The organism is Winogradskyella arenosi (assembly GCF_003337305.1).
GTDB classification, from domain to species: domain Bacteria; phylum Bacteroidota; class Bacteroidia; order Flavobacteriales; family Flavobacteriaceae; genus Winogradskyella; species Winogradskyella arenosi.
Genome location: NZ_QPJO01000004.1, coordinates 163,239 through 188,760 on the forward strand (window position 1 = coordinate 163,239; position 25,522 = coordinate 188,760).

The 25,522-nt window shown below is 35.8% G+C and carries 20 protein-coding genes; 8 read left to right on the top strand and 12 right to left on the bottom strand.

The annotated features are described in order from the left end of the window. Window positions 1-23: 23 nt before the first annotated feature. The 11 genes from hisG to DFQ08_RS12330 all read right to left on the bottom strand — a co-directional run bounded on the left by hisG (window position 24) and on the right by DFQ08_RS12330 (window position 12,281). A complete protein-coding gene (gene hisG, locus DFQ08_RS12280; RefSeq protein ID WP_114310317.1) occupies window positions 24-881 on the bottom strand; it encodes an ATP phosphoribosyltransferase in 858 nt (285 codons plus the stop codon). A 270-nt stretch (window positions 882-1,151) separates the two neighbouring features. After that, the gene (locus DFQ08_RS12285) at window positions 1,152-1,967 is read right to left on the bottom strand and encodes a prohibitin family protein (protein ID WP_114310318.1); all 816 of its coding nucleotides are present in this window, start codon (window positions 1,965-1,967) and stop codon (window positions 1,152-1,154) included. Between the two features lie 9 nt (window positions 1,968-1,976). After that, window positions 1,977-4,010: a vWA domain-containing protein gene (locus DFQ08_RS12290; protein WP_114310319.1), complete on the bottom strand. Its 2,034-nt coding sequence runs from the start codon at window positions 4,008-4,010 to the stop codon at window positions 1,977-1,979. 44 nt (window positions 4,011-4,054) lie between these two features. Beyond that, on the bottom strand, window positions 4,055-4,801 hold the full coding sequence (fabG, locus tag DFQ08_RS12295; protein WP_114310320.1) for a 3-oxoacyl-[acyl-carrier-protein] reductase: 747 nt from the start codon (window positions 4,799-4,801) through the stop codon (window positions 4,055-4,057). 119 nt (window positions 4,802-4,920) lie between these two features. Continuing rightward, window positions 4,921-5,793, bottom strand: coding sequence for a succinate--CoA ligase subunit alpha (sucD, locus tag DFQ08_RS12300; protein WP_114310321.1), 873 nt, complete (start codon window positions 5,791-5,793; stop codon window positions 4,921-4,923). Window positions 5,794-6,034: 241 nt separating this feature from the next. Further along, entirely contained in the window at window positions 6,035-6,970 is a 936-nt protein-coding gene (locus DFQ08_RS12305; RefSeq protein WP_114310322.1) for a UDP-3-O-(3-hydroxymyristoyl)glucosamine N-acyltransferase, read from the bottom strand. A gap of 68 nt (window positions 6,971-7,038) precedes the next feature. After that, a complete protein-coding gene (gene efp, locus DFQ08_RS12310) occupies window positions 7,039-7,605 on the bottom strand; it encodes an elongation factor P (RefSeq protein WP_114310323.1) in 567 nt (188 codons plus the stop codon). A gap of 57 nt (window positions 7,606-7,662) precedes the next feature. After that, the gene (gene lpxA, locus DFQ08_RS12315) at window positions 7,663-8,448 is read right to left on the bottom strand and encodes an acyl-ACP--UDP-N-acetylglucosamine O-acyltransferase (protein WP_114310324.1); all 786 of its coding nucleotides are present in this window, start codon (window positions 8,446-8,448) and stop codon (window positions 7,663-7,665) included. Window positions 8,449-8,578: 130 nt separating this feature from the next. Next, window positions 8,579-9,985, bottom strand: a complete 1,407-nt coding sequence (locus DFQ08_RS12320) for a bifunctional UDP-3-O-[3-hydroxymyristoyl] N-acetylglucosamine deacetylase/3-hydroxyacyl-ACP dehydratase (RefSeq protein WP_114310325.1) — start codon at window positions 9,983-9,985, stop codon at window positions 8,579-8,581. Beyond that, the gene (gene lpxD, locus DFQ08_RS12325; protein WP_114310326.1) at window positions 9,972-11,000 is read right to left on the bottom strand and encodes a UDP-3-O-(3-hydroxymyristoyl)glucosamine N-acyltransferase; all 1,029 of its coding nucleotides are present in this window, start codon (window positions 10,998-11,000) and stop codon (window positions 9,972-9,974) included. The genes DFQ08_RS12320 and lpxD overlap by 14 nt, the downstream gene beginning before the upstream one ends. A 51-nt stretch (window positions 11,001-11,051) precedes the next feature. Beyond that, complete coding sequence (locus DFQ08_RS12330; RefSeq protein ID WP_114310327.1) at window positions 11,052-12,281, bottom strand: HD domain-containing protein; 1,230 nt, start codon at window positions 12,279-12,281, stop codon at window positions 11,052-11,054. Window positions 12,282-12,322: 41 nt separating this feature from the next. On the opposite strand from DFQ08_RS12330, the gene porX reads away from it, so the two are divergent. The 8 genes from porX (at window position 12,323) to DFQ08_RS12365 (ending at window position 19,780) form a co-directional block, all read left to right on the top strand. Beyond that, complete coding sequence (porX, locus tag DFQ08_RS12335) at window positions 12,323-13,870, top strand: T9SS response regulator signal transducer PorX (protein ID WP_114310328.1); 1,548 nt, start codon at window positions 12,323-12,325, stop codon at window positions 13,868-13,870. A 237-nt stretch (window positions 13,871-14,107) separates the two neighbouring features. Then, window positions 14,108-14,524, top strand: a complete 417-nt coding sequence (gene tsaE / locus DFQ08_RS12340) for a tRNA (adenosine(37)-N6)-threonylcarbamoyltransferase complex ATPase subunit type 1 TsaE (protein WP_114310329.1) — start codon at window positions 14,108-14,110, stop codon at window positions 14,522-14,524. Between the two features lie 194 nt (window positions 14,525-14,718). Beyond that, window positions 14,719-14,865, top strand: coding sequence for a hypothetical protein (locus tag DFQ08_RS16215; protein WP_181858409.1), 147 nt, complete (start codon window positions 14,719-14,721; stop codon window positions 14,863-14,865). 25 nt (window positions 14,866-14,890) lie between these two features. Continuing rightward, window positions 14,891-15,361, top strand: a complete 471-nt coding sequence (locus DFQ08_RS12345) for a hypothetical protein (protein WP_245935434.1) — start codon at window positions 14,891-14,893, stop codon at window positions 15,359-15,361. A gap of 194 nt (window positions 15,362-15,555) precedes the next feature. Next, window positions 15,556-16,755: an alanine dehydrogenase gene (locus DFQ08_RS12350; protein WP_114310330.1), complete on the top strand. Its 1,200-nt coding sequence runs from the start codon at window positions 15,556-15,558 to the stop codon at window positions 16,753-16,755. A gap of 36 nt (window positions 16,756-16,791) precedes the next feature. Further along, complete coding sequence (locus DFQ08_RS12355; protein WP_114310331.1) at window positions 16,792-17,172, top strand: hypothetical protein; 381 nt, start codon at window positions 16,792-16,794, stop codon at window positions 17,170-17,172. 69 nt (window positions 17,173-17,241) lie between these two features. Further along, complete coding sequence (locus DFQ08_RS12360) at window positions 17,242-18,261, top strand: NAD-dependent epimerase (protein ID WP_114310332.1); 1,020 nt, start codon at window positions 17,242-17,244, stop codon at window positions 18,259-18,261. 139 nt (window positions 18,262-18,400) lie between these two features. Next, window positions 18,401-19,780 (top strand): nucleotide sugar dehydrogenase, encoded by a 1,380-nt coding sequence (locus DFQ08_RS12365; protein ID WP_114310333.1) that lies wholly within the window; start codon window positions 18,401-18,403, stop codon window positions 19,778-19,780. A gap of 73 nt (window positions 19,781-19,853) precedes the next feature. Here DFQ08_RS12365 and DFQ08_RS12370 read toward each other — a convergent pair whose 3' ends face one another. Continuing rightward, window positions 19,854-25,430: an Ig-like domain-containing protein gene (locus DFQ08_RS12370; protein WP_114310334.1), complete on the bottom strand. Its 5,577-nt coding sequence runs from the start codon at window positions 25,428-25,430 to the stop codon at window positions 19,854-19,856. Window positions 25,431-25,522: the final 92 nt, after the last annotated feature.

Sequence of the window (25,522 nt, forward strand, 5' to 3'; positions counted from 1 at the left end):
GCATTTACTCGTGCAGCGCTAGCTTAGAGTACCATGTTTTCAATAGGACAAACTAAAATCCCTTCAGCACCATTCGCTTTTAATTCATCAATAACATTCCAAAAATCATTTTTATCAATCACGGAGTGCATAGAGCTCCACCCTTCTCTAGCTAAAGGTAAAATAGATGGACTATTCATACCTGGTAAAATTCCAATAATATCATCTAATTTATCGTTTGGAGCATTTAATAAGATATACTTACTCTCACGTCCTTTTAAAACGGACTTTAAGCGGAATTGCAATTTATCAATTAAGGCTTGATTTTCATCTGAAATTTTAGGTGAGGTCGCTAAAACCGCTTCAGATTTTAACAGCACTTCCACTTCTTTAAGTCCATTTTTAAACAGTGTACTTCCGCTTGAAACGATATCACAAATCCCATCTGCCAATCCAATATTCGGAGCAATTTCAACAGAACCATTAATAATGTGCAAATTGGCATTTACGCCTGCTTTTTCCAAAAACTGATTCACAGTATTAGGATAAGACGTCGCTATACGCTTTCCATCTAAATCCTTAAGGCTTTTTAATTCAGAAGATTTTGGTACCGCAATAGACACTTTACATTTTGAAAATCCTAAACGCTCTACAATTTTTAGATCGTTTCCTTTTTCTATTAAAACATTCTCTCCAATAATAGCAGCATCAACCACGCCGTCTCTTAGATATTGTGGAATATCGCCATTTCTAAGGTAAAAAACCTCTAAAGGGAAATTACGTGCTGAGGCTTTTAACTGATCTTTTCCATTATCGACAGAAATACCAATCTCTTTTAAAATTTTCATTGAGTCTTCATTAAGACGACCCGATTTTTGAACTGCAATTTTTAATTTACTCATGGTTTGTTGTTGTTATGTCTAAGATTTCAGTGCGTATTTTAAAAACAAAAAACCCATCTGATTTCTCAAACGGGTTTTTATAATATATGTTGAATTTATTCAATACAGATTCACCTCGCTTGATTGCTAGTATGAAAATGATGATGTAATTGAATAAATGTCATGTCTTTTATTTGATACTACAAATATCTTCAATTAAAATTTATAAATCCTAATGAAAGGCCATAAAGTTTTAATTTTTAACAAAATATTATTGTAGCCTGTATTTTATTACTGATTTCCTAATATAATAGGCATTCCACTCTCGCCAGAGCCTATAATAACCACTTTACTATTTGGTGATTCTGAAAGTTTTACAGTCGCTTCAATACCTTTATCCTGAAGAATTTTGTCTGTTAAAGAAGCACTTAAGATTCGGTTTGCATCCGCTTTACCTTGTGCTTCAATAATAACTTTTTCAGCTTCTTTCTGTGCAGTTACAAGTCTAAACTCATATTCTAAAGACTCTTGCTCTTGCTTTAACTTTCTTTCAATAGCTTGTTTAATTGTTGGTGGCAAGGTGACATCTCTAATTAAAATATCATTTAACTGAATAAATTGAGGCTCTACAATTTTCTTTGTCTCTTCAAAAATCTCTTCCTGAATCGCATCTCTTTTACTAGAATAAAGTTGCTCTGGTGTATAACGTCCAACCACACTTCTCGCGGCGCTTCGAATCGCTGGTTGAAGCACGCGACTTAAATAATCTTCCCCTTTTTCGTTATGTAAACGTCCTAAATTTTTATAATCCGGTTGGTACAACACTGAAGCGTCTAATTTAATATCTAAACCGTTCGAAGATAGCACAGACATTTTTTCTGGTACTTCTTGCTGACGTGTTTCATAATCAATAACTCGGTTCCATGGGGCGATAACATGAAATCCTGGGCCTAAAGGTTCTTTATTAGAATCTACACCGCCTCTTAGGGTTTCATATAATACTCCTGCATGACCAGAGTCTAGAGTTACTGCTGATTTTGCTAAAACAATAATTAAAAGCACAACGCCTATTAAAATCGGTAATCCAATTTTTGGTAATTTTTCCATCTTATATTTTTATATTAATCCGTTATATTTCCTAATAAACCACTCTATAATTAAGCATAATGCAATTATAAGGAGTAGATATTCCCATTCTATCAAAGGTACGATTTTTTTGGTGCTTTTCTGAATGGTTTGATAACGATTATCATTTAATAATTGTGTTATTAAAGCCTCTGTTTGTGTCGCAAAGTAAGCTTTTCCGCTGCTCTTATCTGCCAAGGTATTTAGCTTCTCTAAATCTGCATTTAAAAATTGCTGCTCTACATTATAATCTAAGATTTTAAACGAACCAGTGGCCGATACATTTTCAGAATTATGCTTAATCTTAAAATCATAAGAGCCCGCCTTGGTACCACTTAAGTCTACCGTATAATTGCCGTTATGTAATAACATCGGAATTTCTTTTATCGTACCATCTTCCTTATGTTCTAAAACAATACTTAATGACGCTTCAGCATCAAATTCAAAATTCTTATTAAAATATTGTGCTGAAATGACCAGATCATCATTCCCGTTATAAAATGATTTGTAATCCACATTTAAACGCCTTCTCTTTTTATTAGAACTGAGATACTGCACCAACTTGCTTATAAATTCATCAAAATTATTGAAGCTATTTCTATTTAAAAAAGACTGAGCTCGCCAACGCCATAAGCCTTCTCCGTTTAAGATGGCATGCTTGGTGTTTTCAGCTTCAAAGGTTGCTAATAGAACAGATTTAGTGGTAATCCCATTTACATTTTTATATAATAGAGTTTCAAAAGGGACTTTAATCGTGAAGGCCCCAAACTCGGAGCGTAAAGGCGGAAAACTTTCAAAGTCTAAATTTTCAACAATAAAGGTGCTATAGTTTAGGTTTAACGTTGCTAAAAAGTTCTCGGTTTGATTGGTGACTTTTTGTTCTAAAAACTTTTGATTGTTATTTAAAAAATTCCAATCCGTAGTTTCCCCAGCAATCGTAAAGGTATTACTGTTCTGCTCTTGCAGTGCTTTTAATAGCGTACTGAATTTAGCATCAGGTTGATACAAGATAAATAATTGATAGTCTTCTAATTTATTTAACACCTCTTGAGGGCGTAAAATGCTAGCGCTACGCTGCTCATTACTTTCAATGGCCTTTTTAAGCGCCCCTATATCAGGATGTAAGCGCTCGTAAATGATGGCCACATTTGTTTTTTGGTCAATTACTTCTACAGCAAAATTCTTACTGTTATTAACCGTATTTTTTTCATCCTTTAAAGCTATTAACTCCACTTTATAAGTCTTAACCCCTATACTATTGGCGGGTAAAATAGCAGAGACAATTTCTGAAGATTTTAAAGGATTTAATTTTAATGTTTTTTTAAAGACTACTGCATTTCCAGCCCAAATTTTAAGTTCCGTTTCTACAGCGTCATTTCCGTTATAATTAGCAATAATTTCAACCGGAAATTTATTTTTTAAATAGACATACCGATTGGTATTCACTTGCTTTAAGCTTACGTCTGAATACACCATAGAATCCCCAAGAATTACAGGGTATATAGCTTGGGTATTGTGCTTTGATTGGTAGATATAGTCGGAACCAAAAGTCTGATTGCCATCGGTTAAAAGTACTACTGGAGCTGTTTGTTGCCTATAAATTTCATTAAAATGCTTTAAGGCCGCACTTATATTTGTTTGTGACGATTTAAAATTAAGACTGTCTAAAGTGTTGACTTCTTTACCAAAGCGATAGGTTTGAAGATTAAAACGCTCTTGTAAACCTTTGTGTTGTTCTATAAACTTTAAAGTGGATTGCGCATTTTCTTCTTGATTAAGATAAGCAATAGATTCTGAGTCATCTACAGCAAGAACCAAGGTGGGTTTTTCATGAAAATAGGTAAACGACTTAAAGGTTGGATTGATGAGCACTAAAAGAATTCCAAAAATAACAAGGGCTCTTAAACCCGTAAGTACATATTTTAATTTGGACTTTAATTTCGATTTATATATATACTGAAACAGCGCTAATACTAGCGCTGTTATAGCAGCAATTGTTATGTATAATAGAGTTAAAGAACTCATTAAAATCAATTTAAATAATAGTTATGGAATAAAACTATGGTTTATTAGGTTAACATTCCACCATCTACATTAAGTGTTTGTCCTGTAACATAAGCACTTAAGTCACTTGCTAAAAAGACACAAGCATTTGCAATATCTTCAGGTGAACCACCACGTTTTAAAGGAATAGCACTTCTCCAGCCTTTCACAGTTTCTTCATCAAGTTTAGCGGTCATTTCGGTTTCAATAAAACCAGGAGCGATAACATTAGATCTAATATTACGAGAACCTAATTCTAACGCTACAGATTTAGAGAATCCTATAATCCCTGCTTTTGAAGCGGCATAGTTAGTTTGTCCGGCATTTCCTTTAACACCAACAACAGAACTCATATTAATAATTGAGCCTTTACGTTGTTTTAACATGGTACGCTGTACCGCTTTAGTCATGTTAAATACCGATTTTAAATTCACTTCAATCACTTTATCAAAATCCTCCTCACCCATTCGCATAAGTAAGTTATCTTTAGTGATCCCTGCATTGTTTACTAATATATCTATAGCACCAAATTCTTCTAATACCGCTTCTGCTAATTTTTGAGACTCCTCAAAATTAGCGGCATTACTTTGGTAACCTTTTGCTTTTACTCCTAAGGTATTCAATTCTTTTTCAAGGGCATTAGCTGCTTCTACAGAAGAACTGTATGTAAATGCAACATTAGCACCGTGTTGTGCAAAAACTTCGGCAATTCCTTTACCGATACCACGACTTGCTCCGGTAATGATAGCCGTTTTTCCTTCTAATAATTTCATAATATGTTAATCGTTAGTTCTTATAGTTGTTGTAATCAAAGATAATCAATACAAATTGCATGAATTAAAAAAACCTCACAAGATTTTGTAAGGTTTTTAACAGTTTTATGTGGGTAAAATTAGCCTAAAACTTCTGCTACTTTTTTCCCAATTTCAGCAGGAGAATCTACAACGTGGATTCCACATTCTGCCATAATTTTCTTTTTAGCTTGAGCGGTATCATCACTACCACCTACAATAGCACCAGCATGTCCCATTGTACGACCAGCAGGAGCGGTTTCACCAGCAATAAAACCTACTACAGGCTTATTGCTTCCACTTGCTTTATACCATTGTGCAGCATCAGCTTCTAATTGACCTCCAATTTCACCGATCATAACAACAGCTTCTGTTTCTGGGTCATTGATTAATAACTCCACCGCTTCTTTCGTTGTTGTTCCGATAATTGGATCACCACCAATACCGATTGCAGTTGTAATTCCTAAACCTTGTTTTACAACTTGGTCAGCAGCTTCATATGTTAATGTTCCTGATTTAGAAACAATACCTACATTTCCTTTTTTGAAAACAAAACCTGGCATAATACCAACTTTAGCTTCACCTGGTGTAATTACCCCAGGACAGTTAGGTCCTACTAAACGACAATCTTTTCCTTTTATATAATCTGATGCTTTAATCATATCAGCAACAGGAATTCCTTCTGTAATTGTAATAATCACTTTAATACCTGCGTCAGCAGCTTCCATAATAGCATCAGCAGCAAATGCTGGTGGTACAAAAATAATGGTTGTGTCTGCACCAACTTTCTCAACAGCTTCTGAAACTGTGTTAAAAACAGGTTTGTCTAAGTGTGTTTGACCACCTTTACCTGGAGTTACACCTCCAACGACGTTAGTACCGTATTCAATCATTTGCTCCGCGTGAAATGTTCCTTCACTACCAGTAAACCCTTGAACTATAATCTTAGAATTCTTATTAACTAAAACGCTCATTTGCTATTGTGTATTTAAAGTTTTATAATTTTTGTTGTGCAAAAATAAGAGATTTCTAACGCAAAAGCGACCTCTTTTTTAATTTTATTTCGATGTGAGACCTTATAAAGGTACAGCCTTTAAAGCTTCCCTTCTTATTTAGATCTCAATTTTCAATTTTTGTCTAAATTTTTGACTTCAATTTTTATTTTTCTATCACCTTATACTCTGCTCTTTAGAGCAAAACAGTAACATTACCGCATTATAGGTTTTTTAATTTTTGAAGTATTTCAGGAATCTTTTTAATGTAGGCCATTTCTTTAAACGACAGTCGGGCTTCTTGCGCCGGACTTCCAAAATAAGTTTTTCCTTCTTCGGTTGTATTTCCTACTCCAGATTGCGCGTATAACACGGAACCTTTCTTAATGGTAATTCCACTTTTCACTCCTACTTGACCCCAGATGGTAACATTATCTTCAACCACAACACAACCTGCAATACCGGTTTGCGATGCAATTAAACATTTTTTTCCTATCAGCGTATCATGCCCTATTTGGATTTGATTATCTAATTTTGAACCTTCACCAATAGTCGTATCTCCAGTAACACCACGATCTATAGTACAAAGAGCACCAATATCTACATGGTCTTTAATTACAACACGACCACCAGATTTTAATTGATCGTACCCTTCAGGTCTATTTTTGTAATAAAAGGCACTTGCTCCTAAAATTGTTCCGGCATGAATGGTTACGCCATCACCAATTACGGCATCATCATAAATACAAACATTAGCATGAATGACACAGTTTTTACCAATGGTAACATTGTAACCAATAAAACAATTGGGTTGAATCACCGTTCCTTCACCAATAACGGCATCTGCAGCTATTGCACTTTGAGATGCTTTAAACGGTTTAAAATGTTCAGTGATTTTATTAAAATCTCTAAAAGGATCTTCTGAAATTATAAGGGCTTTGCCCTCAGGGCAGTCAACCTCTTTGTTAATTAAAACGATAGTAGCCGCAGATTGCAGAGCTTTATCGTAATACTTTGGGTGATCTACAAAAACAATATCGCCAGGTTCTACAACATGAATTTCATTAATGCCAAGAATTTCAAAATTCTCGTCGCCTTTAAAATCACAGTCAATTAGTGCGGAAATTTCTTTTAAAGTATAAGGTTTTGGAAACTTCATGTTTTGAATTTATAAAGGAATTATTGCAAGTTCCCTAAGGTTAAGCAACTTGCAATATTAAAAATTCCTTATTCTTTAATACGTTCTTTATACGTTCCTTTTTCCGTTTCAACTTTAATTTTATCCCCTTCGTTGATAAAAAGTGGTACATTAACTTCTGCACCAGACTCTACCGTTGCAGGCTTAGTGGCATTTGTTGCTGTATTTCCTTTTACCCCCGGTTCTGTAGCTGTAACTTCTAAAATTACCGATGCTGGTAATTCTACAGAAAGTGGCATATTATCTTCAGTATTAATTTGAATGGTTACCACTTCCCCTTCTTTCATAAGGTCAGTTCTATCTATAGCAGACTCTAATAATCTAATCTGCGTATAATCCGCTTCATTCATAAAATGATAGAACTCACCGTCATTATATAAATACTGAAACTTATGTGTTTCTACACGTACATCTTCAATTTTATGACCTGCTGAAAACGTATTATCTAAAACTTTTCCTGTCGTTACACTTTTCATTTTCGTTCTTACAAAAGCAGGACCTTTTCCTGGTTTTACATGTAAGAATTCTACAATTTTATAAATATCGTTGTTGTATCTGATACATAATCCGTTTCTAATATCTGATGTCGTTGCCATAAAATGATTTAAATGTTTATTTGTTATTCTTTACTAATGAAAGTTTATTTCTATGCTTTAGTTTGATTTGAAATAACCTTTCATAATTCCACGATGCGAGTTTTTAATAAACTGTAAAATTTCATCGCGTTCTGGAGTGGCCTCCATTTCAGCTTCAATTAAATCTGAAGCTTGTGTATTATTATAATTCTTTTGATATAATATTCTATAAATATTCTGAATCTCTCTGATTTTCTCCGTGCTATAACCTCTACGTCTTAAACCTACAGAGTTAATACCGACGTAAGATAATGGCTCTCTTGCTGCTTTAACATAAGGTGGCACATCTTTTCTTACTAAAGACCCACCTGTTACAAAGGCGTGGTTACCAATAGAACAGAATTGGTGTACAGCTGTCATCCCTGCTAAAACCACGTAATCTCCAACGTTAATATGTCCTGCTAAGGTACTGTTGTTAGAAAAAATACAGTTATTCCCTACAATACAATCGTGAGCAATATGACAGTAAGCCATAATTAAACAATTATCTCCAATAACCGTTTTCATTTTATCAGTCGTTCCACGGTTAATGGTTACACACTCTCTAATGGTAACATTATCACCAATTTCTACGGTTGTATCTTCGTCGTTGTATTTTAAATCTTGAGGTACAGCAGAAATCACGGCACCAGGAAAGATATTACAGTTTTTTCCAATACGCGCCCCTTCCATTATCGTTACGTTACTTCCTATCCAAGTGCCTTCACCAATTTTTACATTATTATGTATAGTTGTAAAAGGCTCTATTACTACATTCTTCGCAATCTTTGCTCCCGGATGTACGTATGCTAAAGGTTGATTCATTATTCTAATTTTTATTTTAATAAAGGGCTATAAATAGCATCACTTTATAGAACGTAACTTATCAATGGGATAAGCCCTAAACGTTCGTTTTTTATATGAATTACTAAGCCGCGATACGGCGGTTTAGTTTTTATTTTACTTTTGAAATCTGAGCCATTAACTCCGCTTCTGCACATAATTTTCCGTTGGCGTAAGCATAGCCTTGCATATGACAAATACCACGTCTAATTGGTGTAATTAAAGAACATTTGAAAATTAAGGTATCGCCAGGAACTACTTTTTGTTTAAATTTAACTTTATCCATTTTCATGAAAAAGGTTAAGTAGTTTTCTGGATCTGGAACAGTACTCAAGACTAAAATTCCACCAGTCTGAGCCATAGCTTCAACAATAAGAACACCAGGCATAACTGGAGCTCCTGGGAAATGACCTTTAAAGAACTCCTCGTTCATGGTAACATTTTTCATCCCGATAACGTGACTGTCTGACAATTCAAAAACCTTATCAAGTAATAAAAAAGGTTGTCTATGTGGTAACATGTCCATGATTTGATTAACATCCATAATAGGTGTTGCATTCAAATCAATTTGAGGTACATTGTTTCGTCTTTCGTTTTTAATCAATTTAGACATTTTCTTTGCAAACTGTGTGTTCACAAAATGCCCTGGTTTATTAGCAATAACCTTACCTCTTATACGTGTCCCAATAAGCGCCAAATCTCCTAAAACATCTAATAGTTTATGGCGAGCCGCTTCATTAGGGTAGTGTAAGGTTAAGTTATCTAAAATACCGTTTGGTTTCACCGCGATGTTATCCTTATTAAAGGCTACTCTAAGTTTGTCCATTGTCCCTGGTGACAACTCTTTATCTACATAGACAATAGCGTTGTTTAAGTCTCCACCTTTAATTAAGCCATGCTCTAAAAGCATTTCAATTTCATGTAAAAAGCTGAAGGTTCTTGCGTTTGCGATATCAGACTTAAAGTCCGACAACGTATTGAGTGTCGCATTCTGTGTTCCTAAAACCTTAGTCCCGAAATCTACCATAGTTGTAATTTGGTAAGAACTTGAAGGCATTAAGATAATTTCACTTCCAGACTCTTCATCTGTATAAGAAACTACTTGTGTAATTTCATATTCTTCTCTAAAAGCTTCTTGTTCTACAAGACCAGCAGCTTCTATAGCTTCAACAAAAAATTTAGAAGACCCATCCATAATTGGCGGTTCTGAAGCATCTAACTCAATAATAGCGTTGTCAATATCCATCCCCACTAAAGCAGCAAGTACGTGCTCACAAGTTTGAATGGTTACGCCATTTTTCTCCATACATGTACCACGCTGTGTACTTGTAACATAGTTAGCATCAGCTTCAATCTTAGGCTCTCCCTCTAAATCTACACGTTGAAATACAAATCCTGAATTCTCAACGCCAGGCTTAAATACTAATTTTACATTTGCACCAGTATGAAGTCCTACACCTGTTAGTGTTACTTCTTTTTCAATGGTTTTTTGCTTCGTTTCCGTTTTAATGATGGCCATCTACTTTTTTTTCTAATTCGTTAATAGTTTTAGCAAGTTTAGGTAAATTTTTAAAATATACATAAGACTTATTAAAATCCCCATAACCATAGGCTGGTGATCCTTGTAATACTTCGTTATCCTTTATATTTCTCGCAATACCAGATTGCGCTTGTATTTTTACGTTATTCCCAATAGTGAGGTGTCCTGCAATCCCCACTTGTCCTCCAATTTGGCAATGTTCTCCGATTTTGGTAGACCCTGCAACTCCAGTTTGGGCTGCAATAACTGTATTTTTACCAATTTCTACGTTATGCGCAATTTGAATTTGGTTGTCTAACTTTACACCTTGTCTTAAAATTGTAGATCCTAAGGTGGCACGATCTATAGTGGTCCCTGCGCCTACATCTACATCATCTTCTAAAATAACATTACCTGTCTGCGGCACTTTAGAATAGCTTCCGTCTTTAGCTGGTGCGAAACCGAAACCATCGGCACCAATAATGACACCTGAGTTAATGACACAATTTTTACCTAAGACACAGTCTGAATAAACTTTACCTCCTGGATAAATTGTAGTGTTTTCTCCAAGTACCACATTATCACCTACAAATGCATTAGGGTAAATTTTTACATTTTCACCAACACTTACATTATTTCCTACGTAAGCAAAGGCCCCAACATAAGCGGTCTCTGGTATGGTTACAGACGCATCAATAAAACTCGGTTGTTCAATACCTGTTTTTAAAGACTTAATACGATCATAATATTCTAACAACTTGGTGAAGCCTGCATAGGCATCTTCTACCTTAATAAGGGTTGTTGTAATTGGTTTCTCTGGCTGAAAATCTGCATTAACAATCGTAATGGAGGCTTCAGTCTTATATATATATGGTGTGTATTTTAAGTTGGATAAAAATGTTAAGGATCCTTCTGTTCCCTCTTCAATCTTAGAGAGTTTAAAAACTTCAATTTGAGGATCACCAACAACGGTTCCTTCTAAAATACCTGCGATTTGTTCTGCTGTAAATTTCAAAAAATTGATTTTAATGGCACGGTTTGTTTCCGCAAAAATAGAAAAAAAGGATCACATTTTCTTTTTAGGATAGCACATATAATATTTTGTAATAGGTTTACTGAGTGCTTTTAGGTTTAATTGATCGGAAGCCTTCACGATATCTTTAATTTTTCCGGTCTTAAATAAGATCTTAATCTTCTGAAATTTATTCTCATACGCCTGATTTACTAAACGTCCTTTAAAAACAAAATAGGCGGCTTCAGCTTCAGAAATATTATACTTTTTAATTAAGGCTTTAGAATGTGATTCGAGATTTACCTCTGCAATCGGTTTATTTTTTACCTTAATTTTTAAAAGATTTCGATCTAAAATCATTTGACAAAGATTACTGAGCACAAAATCGTCATGACTTTGCCAATCTTTCATCGCCGCCACAATATCATAATCGTCTAATTTTGAAAACACCTTTAAGGTATGTGCATCAAAACTATCGGCGTTAATTTCAGAACTTAAAAAGTAAAATAATGCCTCACTACATCTTAAGTTCACCCCTTGAGATACCAGCTCTTTTGCACGTTTTAAAATACGTACTAATAGCTGCTCTGCCACCACACTTGTTTTGTGCAGGTAAACTTGCCAATACATAAATCCGCGTGCTATTAAAAATTTCTCAACACTTAAGATTCCTTTTTCCTCCAAGACCAGCTGATCTTCTTTTACATTAAGCATGGTAATTAAACGCTCGCTATTAATGTTTCCTTCGGCCACGCCCGTATAAAAACTATCTCGTTTTAAATAGTCCGCACGATCCATGTCTAATTGACTCGAAATAAGTTCGCACATAAATTGCCGCGGATATTCTTTCTTAAAAATAGAGATGGCTAAAGTTAAACTTCCGTTAAACTCACTATTGAGTTCTTGCATAAAACGCAGCGAAATTTCTTCGTGAGAGATATCATCAACAAGGCTATGTTCCATGGCATGTGAAAACGGTCCATGTCCAATATCATGTAAAAGAATTGCAATTAACAAGCCATTTTCTTCCTCTTCAGAAATCACAACCCCCTTAAAACGAAGCACATTAACGGCTTTCTGCATTAAATGCATACAACCTAGAGCATGATGAAAACGGGTGTGGTGAGCGCCAGGATAAACCAAATAAGATAATCCCATTTGACTAATACGACGTAATCGTTGAAAATATTTATGCTGAATGATGTCGAATATTAAAGTATTCGGAATGGTAATAAATCCGTAAATTGGATCGTTAAATATTTTAAGCTTATTATTTGTAGGCAAAATGTAAAAATTCACTAATTAGATAACAAATATACCACAACATGATAAATATTCTTTGGGTTGACGATGAAATAGATTTATTAAAGCCTCATATTATCTTTTTAGAGCAAAAAGGCTATCAAGTGACCAAGTGTCAAAGTGGTACAGAAGCTCTTGAAATTATTAACGATACAAATTTTGATATTGTGTTTCTAGACGAAAATATGCCTGGACTCACCGGTTTAGAAACGCTAAACGAAATTAAGGAACGTCGTGCGAACTTACCTATTGTTATGATTACCAAAAGTGAGGAAGAATATATAATGGAAGAAGCCATTGGAAATAAAATAGCAGACTACCTTATTAAGCCCGTTAATCCGAATCAAATATTATTGAGTTTAAAGAAGAACTTAGATCATTCGCGTTTAATCTCTGAAAAAACCAGTTCTAATTACCAGCAGGAATTTAGAAAGATTGCTATGGATTTATCTATGGTGAATTCTTACGAAGAATGGATAGACCTATACCAAAAGCTTATTTATTGGGAGCTAGAGCTTGAAAACATTGAAGACGTGGGCATGACGGCTATTCTAGAGTCACAGAAAACAGAAGCTAACATGCAATTTGGGAAGTTTATTGAAAAAAATTATGAAGATTGGTTTCAGCCCAATGAAGACGCCCCAATTATGTCGCACACCTTATTTAAAGACAAAGTGGTGCCTGAGTTAAGCGACAAGCAACCCACTGTGTTAGTCGTTATAGACAATTTACGCTACGACCAATGGAAAGCCTTTGAGCCAATAGTCAATAATTATTATAAAAAAGCATCAGAACTTGCCTTTTATAGCATCTTACCTACGGCTACACAATATGCGCGAAACGCTATTTTTTCAGGTTTAATGCCTTCTGATATGGAGAGTTTATTTCCGCAATATTGGAAAAACGATACCGATGATGGTGGAAAAAACTTACACGAAGGCGATTTTCTAAGAGAACAACTGAAGCGTTTAGGACTGGGCCATATTAAGCATGAGTACCATAAGATTACAAATCTAAAATCTGGAAAAAAACTAGTGGAAAACTTCAAATCTTTAAAGGAAAACGATTTAAGTGTTATTGTTTACAACTTTGTAGATATGCTTTCACATTCTAAAACAGAGATGGAAGTTGTAAAAGAGCTCGCTTCTAATGATAAAGCTTACCGTTCTTTAACTGTGAGTTGGTTTAAAAACTCACCTTTATTAGAAATGATTCAGCTTTCACAACAATTAGGGTTTAAGCTTATATTAACCACAGACCATGGAACTATTAATGTAAAAGCTCCTACAAAAGTGATTGGCGATAGAGACACTAGTTTAAATTTACGTTACAAAACAGGTCGAAGTCTTACGTACCAAGATAAAGATGTCCTTGCCATAAAAAACCCGAAGTCGGTTCACCTCCCCGCCCTAACCATGAGCAGTTCATTTATCTTTGCTAAGGGCGATTTATTTCTGGCCTACCCAAATAACTTTAATCATTACGTAAGTTATTACAGAAATACGTACCAACACGGCGGGGTTTCTTTAGAGGAGATGATTATCCCATTTGTGGTCTTAGATCCAAAATAAACACTGTAAGAGAACTTACACAACTATATTTTAAATGCTTTGTCTTTCAATGACAAAGCATTTTTATTTCCCTAAGATTTAGGGCGTTGAATTATCGTACTTTTTTAGGCTCAAAAACGGAATAAAACGCAAAATTAATCCTCAAAACGCAAATATATCCGACAAAATACAAATCACTCTTTGTTTTACAAGAAATTTATCCTTACTATTGTATTCTATAAATGCATAAAAAAAACTGTGAAAACACTAGAATTCACCTACCATATTAAAGACATTCAAAAAGTTGCAGAAGCAGTATTATCTCACTTGCACACTAAGACCGTATTATTTAATGGTGATATGGGAGCAGGAAAAACCACATTTATAAATGCGCTCTTAAAAGCGATGAATAGTAATGATGAGGCAAGCAGTCCTACATTTTCAATAGTTAATGAATACCGTTTAGCAGACGATAAAGTGTATCATTTCGATTTTTATCGTATTGAATCTATAGAAGAAGCTTACAACTTTGGAATTGAAGATTATTTAAATTCTGATCACTGGTTATTTATGGAATGGTCAGAACGCATTGAAGATTTAGTTCCAGAAGCTCACCAAACCCTTACTATTACTGATTTACAAGAGGGTAAAAGAACTATAAAACTAACTATATAAACGCACATTTAACGAACAAAAAAAGCTGAAGCAAAAAAAATTATTAGTAAAATTCCTACAAAAACAAAGACCAATTACGGAAAAACCGTAAGTACAAGCACATGATTTCTTGGATTTTAACAATCACGCATTTGTAAGAGCTGTATAAGCCTCTTACATTTGAAGTATATTAATTAATTAAATCCCTTTAAATTATGAAAAACAAAAAAAATCTCGTTTTAGCAATTGCAATCTTTGGAGGCATGTTATTTACTGCTCAAGCTACTAACATTATTGACTTAGATGGACAAACTACACAGCAAGTTGACAAAAGAAAACTTAAAATTCCAACGTGGGGATAAAAAATCCAACACAAGAAAAATTATTATGGGGAGTATAGTTGCAACTTTAGTTGCCGCTACTCCCTTTTTATTTTATATCTACGAGTACGTACCAGATACAAAAACTTGGGATACCTTTGTAGGGACTTACCACAGCAATTACTATAAAAGTGCTAATGTTGGGATCTGGGTTCTAATGATGAAGTTTGTTCCGTTATTGTTATCCTTACTTTGGTTTCTAACTTGTCGTCATTGGTGGTACCATGCCTTATTAATTCCTATTGTGATGTTTTCGTTTCAGACCATTAGTGCTTTTAATGATGAAGTGCTTTTTATGGACGAACTACATATTGTTTGGTTACTTCCATTTATGGCTATCGTTTTTCCGTCTATTTATTTAATACGGGCCAAAATGTTTAATAAGATTAACAACGCCGACAAAACTCTGACTGAAATGGAAGAGGAATTTATGATTAGACCTAAAGGGGTTTGGAGTAGAATAAAACAGTATTTTTAGACAAGGTCTCAGATCGCTATAAATTTTATAACGTTTACACTAATAACATTACGGTAAGTCTAATATTTCCTGGCACAGCTATAATTTAATAACCGCTTAAGTACACTTCATTTTTTATTTGAATTGATTTAAATCCATCAATATCTCATGGTATTTGCTATATTGCAATAGCAAACCAAAGTCAGTCACTTCAAATGAGTATGTCATTATCTCCATTTACAAAAGCCCAATTATTACCCCAGGAAGAAACCTTAGAAATCTTAAAAAAGAAAGGCGAACTCTTTATCGGAATTCCTAAAGAAGCTGAATTCCAAGAACGTCGGGTTTGCTTAACTCCAGACGCGGTATCAGCATTAACCGCTAATGGACACCGTGTATTGTTTGAATCTGGCGCAGGAGAAGGTGCTAATTTTAAAGACAAAAGTTATAGTGACGCTGGCGCAGAAGTTACAAAAGACACCGCAAAAGTCTACTCCTGCCCTATTGTTCTTAAGGTTGAACCGCCATCTTTAGAAGAAATTAAACTGATTAATCCACAAACGCTTTTAATTTCTGCATTACAAATTAAAACACAAAGTAAATCGTATTTCGAAGCTCTAGCCAAAAAACGTATTACCGCTTTAGCTTTTGAATATATTAAAGATGACGACGGCCAATATCCTGCCGTTAGTTCTTTAAGTGAAATCGCTGGAACCGCATCCATATTAATTGCTTCGGAATTACTCTCTAATGTTAACGGTGGTAATGGTTTAATGATGGGTAATATTAACGGTGTTCCGCCAGCAGAAGTCGTTATTTTAGGCGCAGGAACCGTTGGTGAATTCGCCGCACGTTCAGCTATTGGTCTAGGTGTTAATGTAAAGGTATTTGATAGCTCTATTACAAAATTACGTCGACTGCAAAACAAACTAGGGCGCTCTATCTATACCTCAACCATGCAACCTAAAAATATTTTAAAAGCCTTAAAGCGTTGCGATGTCGCGATAGGTGCTGTCCGTGGCACCAACAGAGCCCCGATTGTGGTCACAGAAAGTATGGTTTCTCATATGAAAACCGGTTCCGTAGTTATCGATGTAAGTATAGACATGGGCGGCTGTTTTGAAACCAGTGAAGTCACTTCTCATGATTATCCTACGTTTGACCACAATGGAGTCATCCATTATTGTGTTCCTAATATTCCGGCACGATATTCGAGAACAGCCTCAGTTTCAATAAGTAATATTTTTACACCTTACCTCTTAGAGATTGGTGAGTATGGTGGTATAGAAAATGCCTTGCGTTTTGACAGAGGTTTAAAAAATGGGTTGTATTTTTACCACGGCATTTTAACTAATAAATCCGTTGCAGAATGGTTTGGCTTAGAATATAGCGATGCTAATTTATTAATTTTCTAAACGGTCTTAATTTAAGGACAAGTCATTTTATTTACTATGAAATTTATACATCGATTAGGCTACTATCTTGGTGGTTTTGCATTAGGTTTAATTCTTTTGTTATTTTTTTTGAATGGAAAAGATGCCTCTTGTGATTATGGTCCGAATGCGCGGACCGTTAAAAACATCAGCTCTAAGCCTTTTCAATATTCTGAAAAAGCCGCTTTTTTTATTGAAAAAGAAGCTTTAGATTCTACAACTGTTGTAAATTTAGTAAAGTTTGGAGATGTAGATTTTTCACATAGCCAAACAAACGTTGATTCTTGCAAAGTGTACCGTATAGAAAACAGTTATAAGCAACGTGATTTAGAATTAATGATTAAAAATTGCGACTCTGTGTCCACAGTTCTCAATATTTTATATAAAACAAACTCATAAGCATTACTGATATATAGATCTTTCTAAGGTCTTAAACAATACAGTGGCTTAACAATATACAATTTCATTATGAAAGTTCTAGTTACAGGAGCAGCGGGTTTTGTTGGGTATCATACCTCAAAACTATTAATATCTAAAGGTTATGATGTTTTTGGTTTAGATAATTTAAATGATTATTATGACGTTAACCTTAAGCTTTCTCGATTAACAGAATTGGGCATTGCTAAGGAAGACGCCTTAAAGTTTCATAATACTTGCCATAGTAAAACTAGCGATTTTAAGTTCATCCGAATGAATCTTGAAGATCGACAGGAATTACCAAAGTTATTCAAAAATGAAGAATTTGACATTGTATGTAATCTTGCAGCGCAAGCCGGTGTTCGTTATAGTTTAGAGAACCCTGAAGCTTATGTAGATTCTAACGTTGTTGGTTTTCTAAATATCTTAGAATGCTGTAGAGATTACCACATAAAACATTTAGTTTACGCGAGTAGTTCTAGTGTTTATGGTACAAACAAAAAAGTTCCTTTTTCTACATCAGATAACGTAGACCATCCTATTAGCCTTTATGCAGCCACAAAAAAATCTAATGAATTAATGGCGCATACTTACAGTCATTTGTTTAAAATCCCTACTACAGGTTTAAGATTTTTTACCGTTTATGGACCTTGGGGACGACCAGATATGGCCATGTTTTTATTTACCGATGCTATCGTAAATAACCGACCTATTAAAGTCTTTAACCACGGGAAAATGGAACGCGATTTTACTTATGTGGATGATATTGTGGAAGGTGTAGTGCGTGTCATAGAGAAATCACCAAAAACTAGAATCGACAATCAAGAGTATTATAAACTCTATAATATTGGTAATAATAGTTCCGTAAAATTATTAGACTTTATTCAAGAAATTGAATTGAATTTAGATAAGATTGCTGAGAAAAATATGATGGACATTCAACCTGGAGATGTTGAACGTACTTGGGCCGACGTAGACGAACTAATTAAAGATTATGATTACCAACCTAACACATCCATTAAAGCGGGTGTAAAAATGTTTATAGATTGGTACAAAGAATATTACAAATAAGGCCCTACAATAAAAAAAAAAATTATTTTTGACCTTCATATAAAAGGCAGGTTCCTTAATTAGGACATCTGCCTTAAACATTAAATGTAAATAACTCAATATATAATACTTGAGTACAATATAAGATAAACTTAAAAGCATGAAAATCACAAAAATTTGTTGCATTGGCGCGGGTTATGTAGGTGGACCAACAATGGCAGTAATTGCAAAGAAAAATCCTAATATTAAAGTAACTATCGTAGATATCAATGAAGCACGTATTGCTGCATGGAACGACGAAGATGTTTCTAACTTACCTATTTATGAGCCTGGTTTAGCTGAAATAGTAAAAGAAACAAGAGGGAAAAACTTATTTTTCACAACTGCAATTGACGAAGCTATTAAGGAATCTGAAATGATTTTCATTTCTGTTAATACCCCTACCAAAACCTATGGAAAAGGAAAAGGTATGGCTGCAGATTTAAAATACGTAGAACTTTGTGCTAGAAATATTGCTGAAGTTGCTACAACAGATAAAATTGTGGTTGAAAAATCAACGTTACCTGTTAGAACAGCTCAAGCAATTAAGAGTATTCTACACAATACAGGAAGTGATGTTAACTTTAGTATCTTATCTAACCCAGAATTTTTAGCGGAAGGAACAGCTATTGAAGATTTATTAAATCCAGACCGTGTGTTAATTGGTGGAGAATCTGAAGCTGCTATTGAAAGTCTTGCTAATGTTTACGGAAGTTGGGTTCCTCAAGATCGCATTTTAAGAACTAATGTTTGGTCTTCTGAATTATCAAAGCTTACTGCTAACGCCTTTTTAGCACAACGTATTTCTTCTATAAATGCGATTTCTGAATTATGTGAACACACTGAAGCTAATGTAAATGAAGTTGCAAAAGCTATCGGTATGGATTCTCGTATAGGTTCTAAATTCCTTAATGCTTCAATTGGTTTTGGAGGGTCTTGTTTTCAAAAAGACATTTTAAACCTTGTTTATATTGCGCGTAGCTACGGACTCACAGAAGTTGCTGATTATTGGGAACAAGTTATTATTCTTAACGATCACCAAAAGCGTCGTTTTTCTGACAATTTAATTAGCACGCTATACAATACCGTATCTGGAAAAAAGATTGCAATGTTAGGTTGGGCCTTTAAAAAGGATACAAACGACACAAGAGAATCAGCTGCCATTTACGTGGCGGATCATTTATTAAATGAACAAGCCAACATTGCTGTTTATGACCCTAAAGTGAATGAACAAAAGGTCTTAAATGATTTAAACTACTTAAATACACGTTCGGAAGACGAAAACAAAGATTTAGTTACCTCTTTTAACAACCCCTATGAAGCGACTAAAGATGCTCATGCCGTAGCGATTATGACGGAATGGGATGAGTTTAAAACTTACGATTGGCAGAAAGTTTACGATCAAATGAAAAAGCCAGCCTTTATTTTTGATGGTAGAAACATCTTAGATAAATCTGAAATGGAAGCTATTGGATTTGAATATTCTTCAATTGGAAAATAATTAAATTATAAGTCATAAAAAAAAGCACTGAATGTTGAAATTCAGTGCTTTTTTTATACCATATATTGAGGTTTTAATCCACAATAAGTTTTTTAGTCATACTTCTTTCTTGATCTACAAGCTTTATAAAATAGACCCCAGATTGTAATCCGCTGACTTCAATTTGTTTTGTTACCGTTAGCGATAAAGGCTCGTTGGTCACCCTCACCTGCTGCACTAATTTACCCGTCACTTCATAAATATTGATTACAGAAACATTCAATAAGCCCGATATTTTCACATTAACGTAATCTGAAGCAGGATTCGGATACATCTCAAAAGTAAGTTCTACTTGTTCATCTTCCTCATCCTCTGGTAAACCTGAAGTACAATTTAAATTAACCTCAACTTGCACTGTAGCCTCATCAAAATCTAAAGCATTAAAAACTGTCACAGTATAATCCGTCGTTTCTTCAGGAGACACGGTAATACTCGATGTTGTTTCTCCTGTACTCCATACATAGTCATCGCCGCCAGTCGCTTCTAAAGTTACCCATTCATCTAAACATATTAAGACATCTTCTCCTGCATCAGCAACAACAGGTTCAATAACATTGACAGTAACTTCTTGATCATCATAACAATTTCCTATAAATCCCCTTACGTGATAAGTTGTTGTCGTAGATGGACTCACCGCAATATTAGGCTGCGTAGCGCCGTTATCCCATTCATAGGTATTCGCCCCTTGAGCTGATAAGGTAACGAAATCACCACTTAAAATTTCAACCGTTGCGCCATTGGTAATGGTAACCTCTGGACTAGGACCTACAAAGACTGTAACTTCATCCGAATCTTCTTGCACTCCCTCAGTAACCGTTACCGAATAGGTTGTTGTAGACAAAGGACTCACAACAATACTTTGCGTGGTTTCGCCGGTACTCCATAAATAGCTCTCACCTTCAGAAGCTATTAATTCCACTTCATAATCATCGTTTTCACAAACCGAGACATCACTTCCTGCTGAGGCATGAAAAAGTGGTATTACTGTTACGGTTATTTCGGCTAATTCACTAGAACAAGAATTAGACATTCCAATGACCGTATAAGTTGTTGTTTCAGTCGGACTTACCTCTATAGCGCTTGAAGTAGCTCCTGTATTCCACGAATAACTATTTGCGCCATTGGCGAATAACGTTACACTTTCACCCTCAATAAGCGTTACATTTTCACTTACAGATAAAACCGGTAATTCATGAACCGTCACCGTTACCTCATCGGAATTTGAATTTCCAAATGTATCAAATACCGTTACCATGTAAGTTGTGGTTTCTTGTGGAGCTACCGTAATTGAAGCGGTTGTTACCCCATTATCCCAAGCATATATTTCACCTCCTGTTGCGGTAAGTGTGACACTTTCTCCTGAACAAATACTAACATCATTCCCTGCATTAGCATTAAGGGCCGGGATTACCGTTACGGTCACTTCTGCTGTGGCTTCGCATCCTGATTCTGAAATCCCTGTGACATTATAAGTCGTCGTTGAGGTTGGACTTACGTTAATTGTAGCTATTGTTTCGCCGGTACTCCAAGTATAGCCATCTGCACCTGAAACTGTTAATTCCGTAGTTTCACCGGCCATAATTGTTAGATCTTCTGAAAGACTTAAGGTTGGTAAAGCACCTACCGTAACTGTTACCGCATCCGAATCTGAATTTCCATAAGAATCAAATACCGTTACCATGTAAGTTGTGGTTTCTTCTGGAAATACTGTAATTGAAGCGGTTGCTTCACCATTATCCCAAGTGTATGTTTCACCTCCTGTTGCGGTAAGTGTGACACTTTCTCCTGAACAAATACTAACATCGTTTCCTGCATTAGCATTAAGTTCTGGAATTACCGTTACGGTCACTTCCGCGGTAGCTTCACATCCTGCTTCAGAAGTCCCGATAACACTATAAGTGGTCGTTTCCGTTGGACTTACACTAATTGTAGCTGTTGTAGCACCTGTACTCCAAGTATAGCTATCTGTTCCTGAAACCGTTAATTCCGCAGTCTCACCCGCCATTATCATTAGATCTTCTGAAAGACTTAAGCTTGGTAAAGGACCTACCGTTACTGTTACCGTATCCGAATCTGAATTTCCATAAGCATCAAATACCGTAACCGCATAAGTTGTAGTATCTAATGGAGATACCGTAATTGAAGCAGTTGTTTCACCGTTATCCCAAGCATATGTTTCTCCTCCTGTTGCAGTAAGTGTGACACTTTCTCCTGAACACATACTAACATCATTCCCTGCATTAGCATTAAGTTCTGGAATTACCGTTACGGTCACTTCTGCTATGGCTTCACATCCGGCTTCAGAAATTCCTGTAACACTATAAGTGGTCGTTTCCGTTGGACTTACACTAATTGTAGCTGTTGTAGCACCTGTACTCCAAGTATAGCTTTCTGCACCTGAAACTTCAAGAACCGTAGAAGATCCATCAATTATTGTTACATCATTACTTAGTACCAATTCAGGCAAGGCATCAACCCATACGGTTACTTGATCATTACTAGAACAAAATCCTTCAAAAACTTCAACCGTATAAGTGGTGTTTTCAATAGGACTCACAGTTATACTTGCTGTCGTTTCACCTGTACTCCATAAATAAGATTCTCCTCCTTCCGCAGTTAACACCGTTTCACTATTCATACATATGGTCTGATCGGCACCTGCATTAGCATTTGGAACCTCATTAACCGTCACGATAACGCTATCAGAATCTGAATTTCCAAATTCATCCATCACCGTTACGGTGTAAGTTGTCGTTTCTGAAGGGGTCACTGTTAAAGTAGGTCCCGTGTTACCCGTACTCCACAGATAATCTATTCCTCCTGAAGCATTAAGCGTTACACTCTCTCCTAAGCATATGGTTTCATCGTCTCCAGCATTAGCACTTAATTCTGCGACAACTGTAACCGTAACTTCCGCAGTTGTCGAACAGCCTTCTTCAGATTGCCCTGTAACTGTATAGGTCGTAGTATCTTCTGGTGTTACATTAATTTCAGCTGTATTATCTCCGGTACTCCATACATAAGACAAAGCTCCGTTTGCAGATAGTGTTACGGAATCCCCTTGCATAATAGTCGTATTCTCGCTCACCGTAATATTTGGAGCATCATTTACAAAAACGACAACCTCATCAGTTTCAGAAAAACCATAAGTATCTTCAACAGTTACCGTATAGGTCGTGGTCACCGTAGGATTCACATTGATTTCCGCACCTTCATCACCCGTACTCCAAAAATAAGAGGTTCCACCACTAGCCGTTAAGGTTACGGTTTCTCCATTACAAATAGACAAGTCACTTCCCGCACTCGCATTTATAGCAGGTGCTACTGAAATGGTTACCTGTGCAGAACTTGTACAACCATTAGGTCCTGTAGCATTGACGGTATACGTTGTCGTCGTATTTGGCGTTACTGTAATTGTATTAGACGTTTCACCCGTACTCCATAGGTAAGTTTCTCCACCACCTACGTTTAACGTGACAGACGTGCCTTCTGAAATCAGCTGATCCTCAGTTAAGATTAGTTCAGGTGCTGGATTAACAGTAACATTCACTTCCGCTGTGCTTGAACAGTTTCCGTTACTTACTTCCACACTATAGATTGTATCTTCTGTTGGACTCACTTCAATAGACGCCGTAGTTTGACCTGTACTCCATAAATATGACGTTCCTCCTGAAGCCGTTAAAGTAGTACTGCTTCCTAAACATAAGGTCTGCTCGTCTCCTGCATCTGCCTCAGGAACTGCGTTAAGTTCAACGCTCACTTCAACATCTGCCGATTGCCCGTAATCATCAGAAACCGTTACATTATACGTCGTAGTTTCCTCAGGTGTTACCGTAATACTTGCCGTTGTTTCACCGGTGCTCCAAACATAAGTTGTCCCTCCACTTGCGGTAAGCGTGGCGCTTTCGCCTGGACAAATCTGTTGGTCATCACCTGCGCTAGCTTGTAGCGCTTCAGGAAAAACCGTTATCTGAGATGTATCTGTATAATTACCATCCGTAGCGGTATACGTTATTATAGCATCTCCTGGAGCAATTGCAGTAACAAGGCCATTATCATCAACAGTTGCAACAGTCTCGTCATTAGTGGTCCACGTTCCTGTTTGGTCTGTAGCGTTCTCAGGTGTATATACCACCTCTAGCTGAAGGGTATCATCGCTATTTAATTCTGCAGATTCAGGAGATACTGTAACACTTTCCACGGGAAGTGATGGGATTGCAGCCTCAGCATCGACCTGATTTAAATATTCTTCTAACCACGTATACCCACTAGGCGCAATATCATTGTGATCTTCGCCTTCAGGAACATGGGCTTGAAACCAAACTTCTGGGATATGAGGATTAGAAACGTAGAAATTATCAGGTCTAGTATTTACCGGAACTCCAGTAATCGTCGCTAAAAAGTTATAATAGCGGTCTTCATAAAAGAAACTTCTATCTACACCATATTGTCCTGCCGTGTAAGCTTCATAAGCCCCTTCCCCCTCTGCTGTTTTGGCAAGATATTCAGCATCATTAACATCGTAATTCTCAATGGTTCCCCCAGCGGCCGTTAAGGATTTACTATTTCCGACAGTAGGATTATTAATGATAGCATTATAAGCCTCTACTGCTGTTTTAATCGTAAAAGTATCGTCAATTAAAGGATATGGTGTAGACACAAACTCAGTGGCTGGCGCGAAGTTTGGTGAATTCCCCGAATCAAACTCTGCCCAAATAAGACTATTATCAGCATCAGAAAACAAGCCTTTATCCATAATATTTCCACTGGTATAAATGGTATTATCTTGAGCTGAATTCACTTGATTCATATCACTTAGTGGTAAATTATTATGAGCCCCTGCTGCATAATAATTATTAATATGATTAAGTTGAACACTCCCTTGAGGTCGACTTAATCTATAGTAATGATTCTGAGAGACATTATTTATAACATCCACTCTACCTACCGCACTAGGATTTGGAAATCTATGCGATACATTATAAAAGAAATTGTTTAAAAAAGAATTGTCGTAACTAAACTCAAAAGTATCCGGATCACCAAAAATAGCTCCCGTTTTACACTCGGCAAAAATGGTGTTTTGAACCGTAACATTATAGTTATTACTCCCACGACACCCGAAACCCGTCCACCCAGAATAGGAAATAGACAAATGGTCAAACATAAGATCACTAGCATTTCCGTGGTTTCCGTAAACATCAATACCGATGTTATTGTTATCACGCTGAAATCTAAACCTCAAATAACGTAAGATCATATTTTGAACATCCCATAGCCTAAAAACATATTGGGTGTTGTTAGCTGTGAAAGTAATCCCTCCTTCTGGAGAGGTCTGACCTGCAATAGTTAAATCTTCACCAGAAATAACAATGTAGTTTTCCATATTAATGACACCAGAAACATCAAAAACAATAGTTGCTGGTCTAGGCTGTGATAAAGCCCAACGAAATGTTCCTTCGGAACCATCATCTGCTAAAGAAGTTACATGATAAACGTAACCACCACGACCGCCACTTGCATAAGCACCACCACCATAAGCTGTAGGGAAAGCTTTTTGTTGGGATAGACATAAAAAAGGAATAATAAAGATGAGATAAATAATTTGTTTCATTTTTAAAAGGGGATTTTTAACTTGAATTAGGGACTAAATTTTATCTGTTTTTTAAATGAAGGGGCAATGTATAAACCAAAAAAAATAAACCC

What these genes read in the sequence shown, in the direction of transcription:
- sucD (WP_114310321.1), bottom strand. Translation starts at nt 5,793, where the DNA reads ATGAGCGTTTTAGTTAATAAGAATTCTAAGATTATAGTTCAAGGGTTT.
- DFQ08_RS12345 (WP_245935434.1), top strand. Translation starts at nt 14,891, where the DNA reads ATGGGGAGTATAGTTGCAACTTTAGTTGCCGCTACTCCCTTTTTATTT.
- hisG (WP_114310317.1), bottom strand. Translation starts at nt 881, where the DNA reads ATGAGTAAATTAAAAATTGCAGTTCAAAAATCGGGTCGTCTTAATGAA.
- DFQ08_RS12360 (WP_114310332.1), top strand. Translation starts at nt 17,242, where the DNA reads ATGAAAGTTCTAGTTACAGGAGCAGCGGGTTTTGTTGGGTATCATACC.
- DFQ08_RS12370 (WP_114310334.1), bottom strand. Translation starts at nt 25,430, where the DNA reads ATGAAACAAATTATTTATCTCATCTTTATTATTCCTTTTTTATGTCTA.
- DFQ08_RS12365 (WP_114310333.1), top strand. Translation starts at nt 18,401, where the DNA reads ATGAAAATCACAAAAATTTGTTGCATTGGCGCGGGTTATGTAGGTGGA.
- DFQ08_RS12355 (WP_114310331.1), top strand. Translation starts at nt 16,792, where the DNA reads ATGAAATTTATACATCGATTAGGCTACTATCTTGGTGGTTTTGCATTA.
- DFQ08_RS12305 (WP_114310322.1), bottom strand. Translation starts at nt 6,970, where the DNA reads ATGAAGTTTCCAAAACCTTATACTTTAAAAGAAATTTCCGCACTAATT.
- efp (WP_114310323.1), bottom strand. Translation starts at nt 7,605, where the DNA reads ATGGCAACGACATCAGATATTAGAAACGGATTATGTATCAGATACAAC.
- DFQ08_RS12290 (WP_114310319.1), bottom strand. Translation starts at nt 4,010, where the DNA reads ATGAGTTCTTTAACTCTATTATACATAACAATTGCTGCTATAACAGCG.
- DFQ08_RS16215 (WP_181858409.1), top strand. Translation starts at nt 14,719, where the DNA reads ATGAAAAACAAAAAAAATCTCGTTTTAGCAATTGCAATCTTTGGAGGC.
- lpxA (WP_114310324.1), bottom strand. Translation starts at nt 8,448, where the DNA reads ATGAATCAACCTTTAGCATACGTACATCCGGGAGCAAAGATTGCGAAG.
- fabG (WP_114310320.1), bottom strand. Translation starts at nt 4,801, where the DNA reads ATGAAATTATTAGAAGGAAAAACGGCTATCATTACCGGAGCAAGTCGT.
- DFQ08_RS12320 (WP_114310325.1), bottom strand. Translation starts at nt 9,985, where the DNA reads ATGGCCATCATTAAAACGGAAACGAAGCAAAAAACCATTGAAAAAGAA.
- DFQ08_RS12350 (WP_114310330.1), top strand. Translation starts at nt 15,556, where the DNA reads ATGAGTATGTCATTATCTCCATTTACAAAAGCCCAATTATTACCCCAG.
- porX (WP_114310328.1), top strand. Translation starts at nt 12,323, where the DNA reads ATGATAAATATTCTTTGGGTTGACGATGAAATAGATTTATTAAAGCCT.
- DFQ08_RS12285 (WP_114310318.1), bottom strand. Translation starts at nt 1,967, where the DNA reads ATGGAAAAATTACCAAAAATTGGATTACCGATTTTAATAGGCGTTGTG.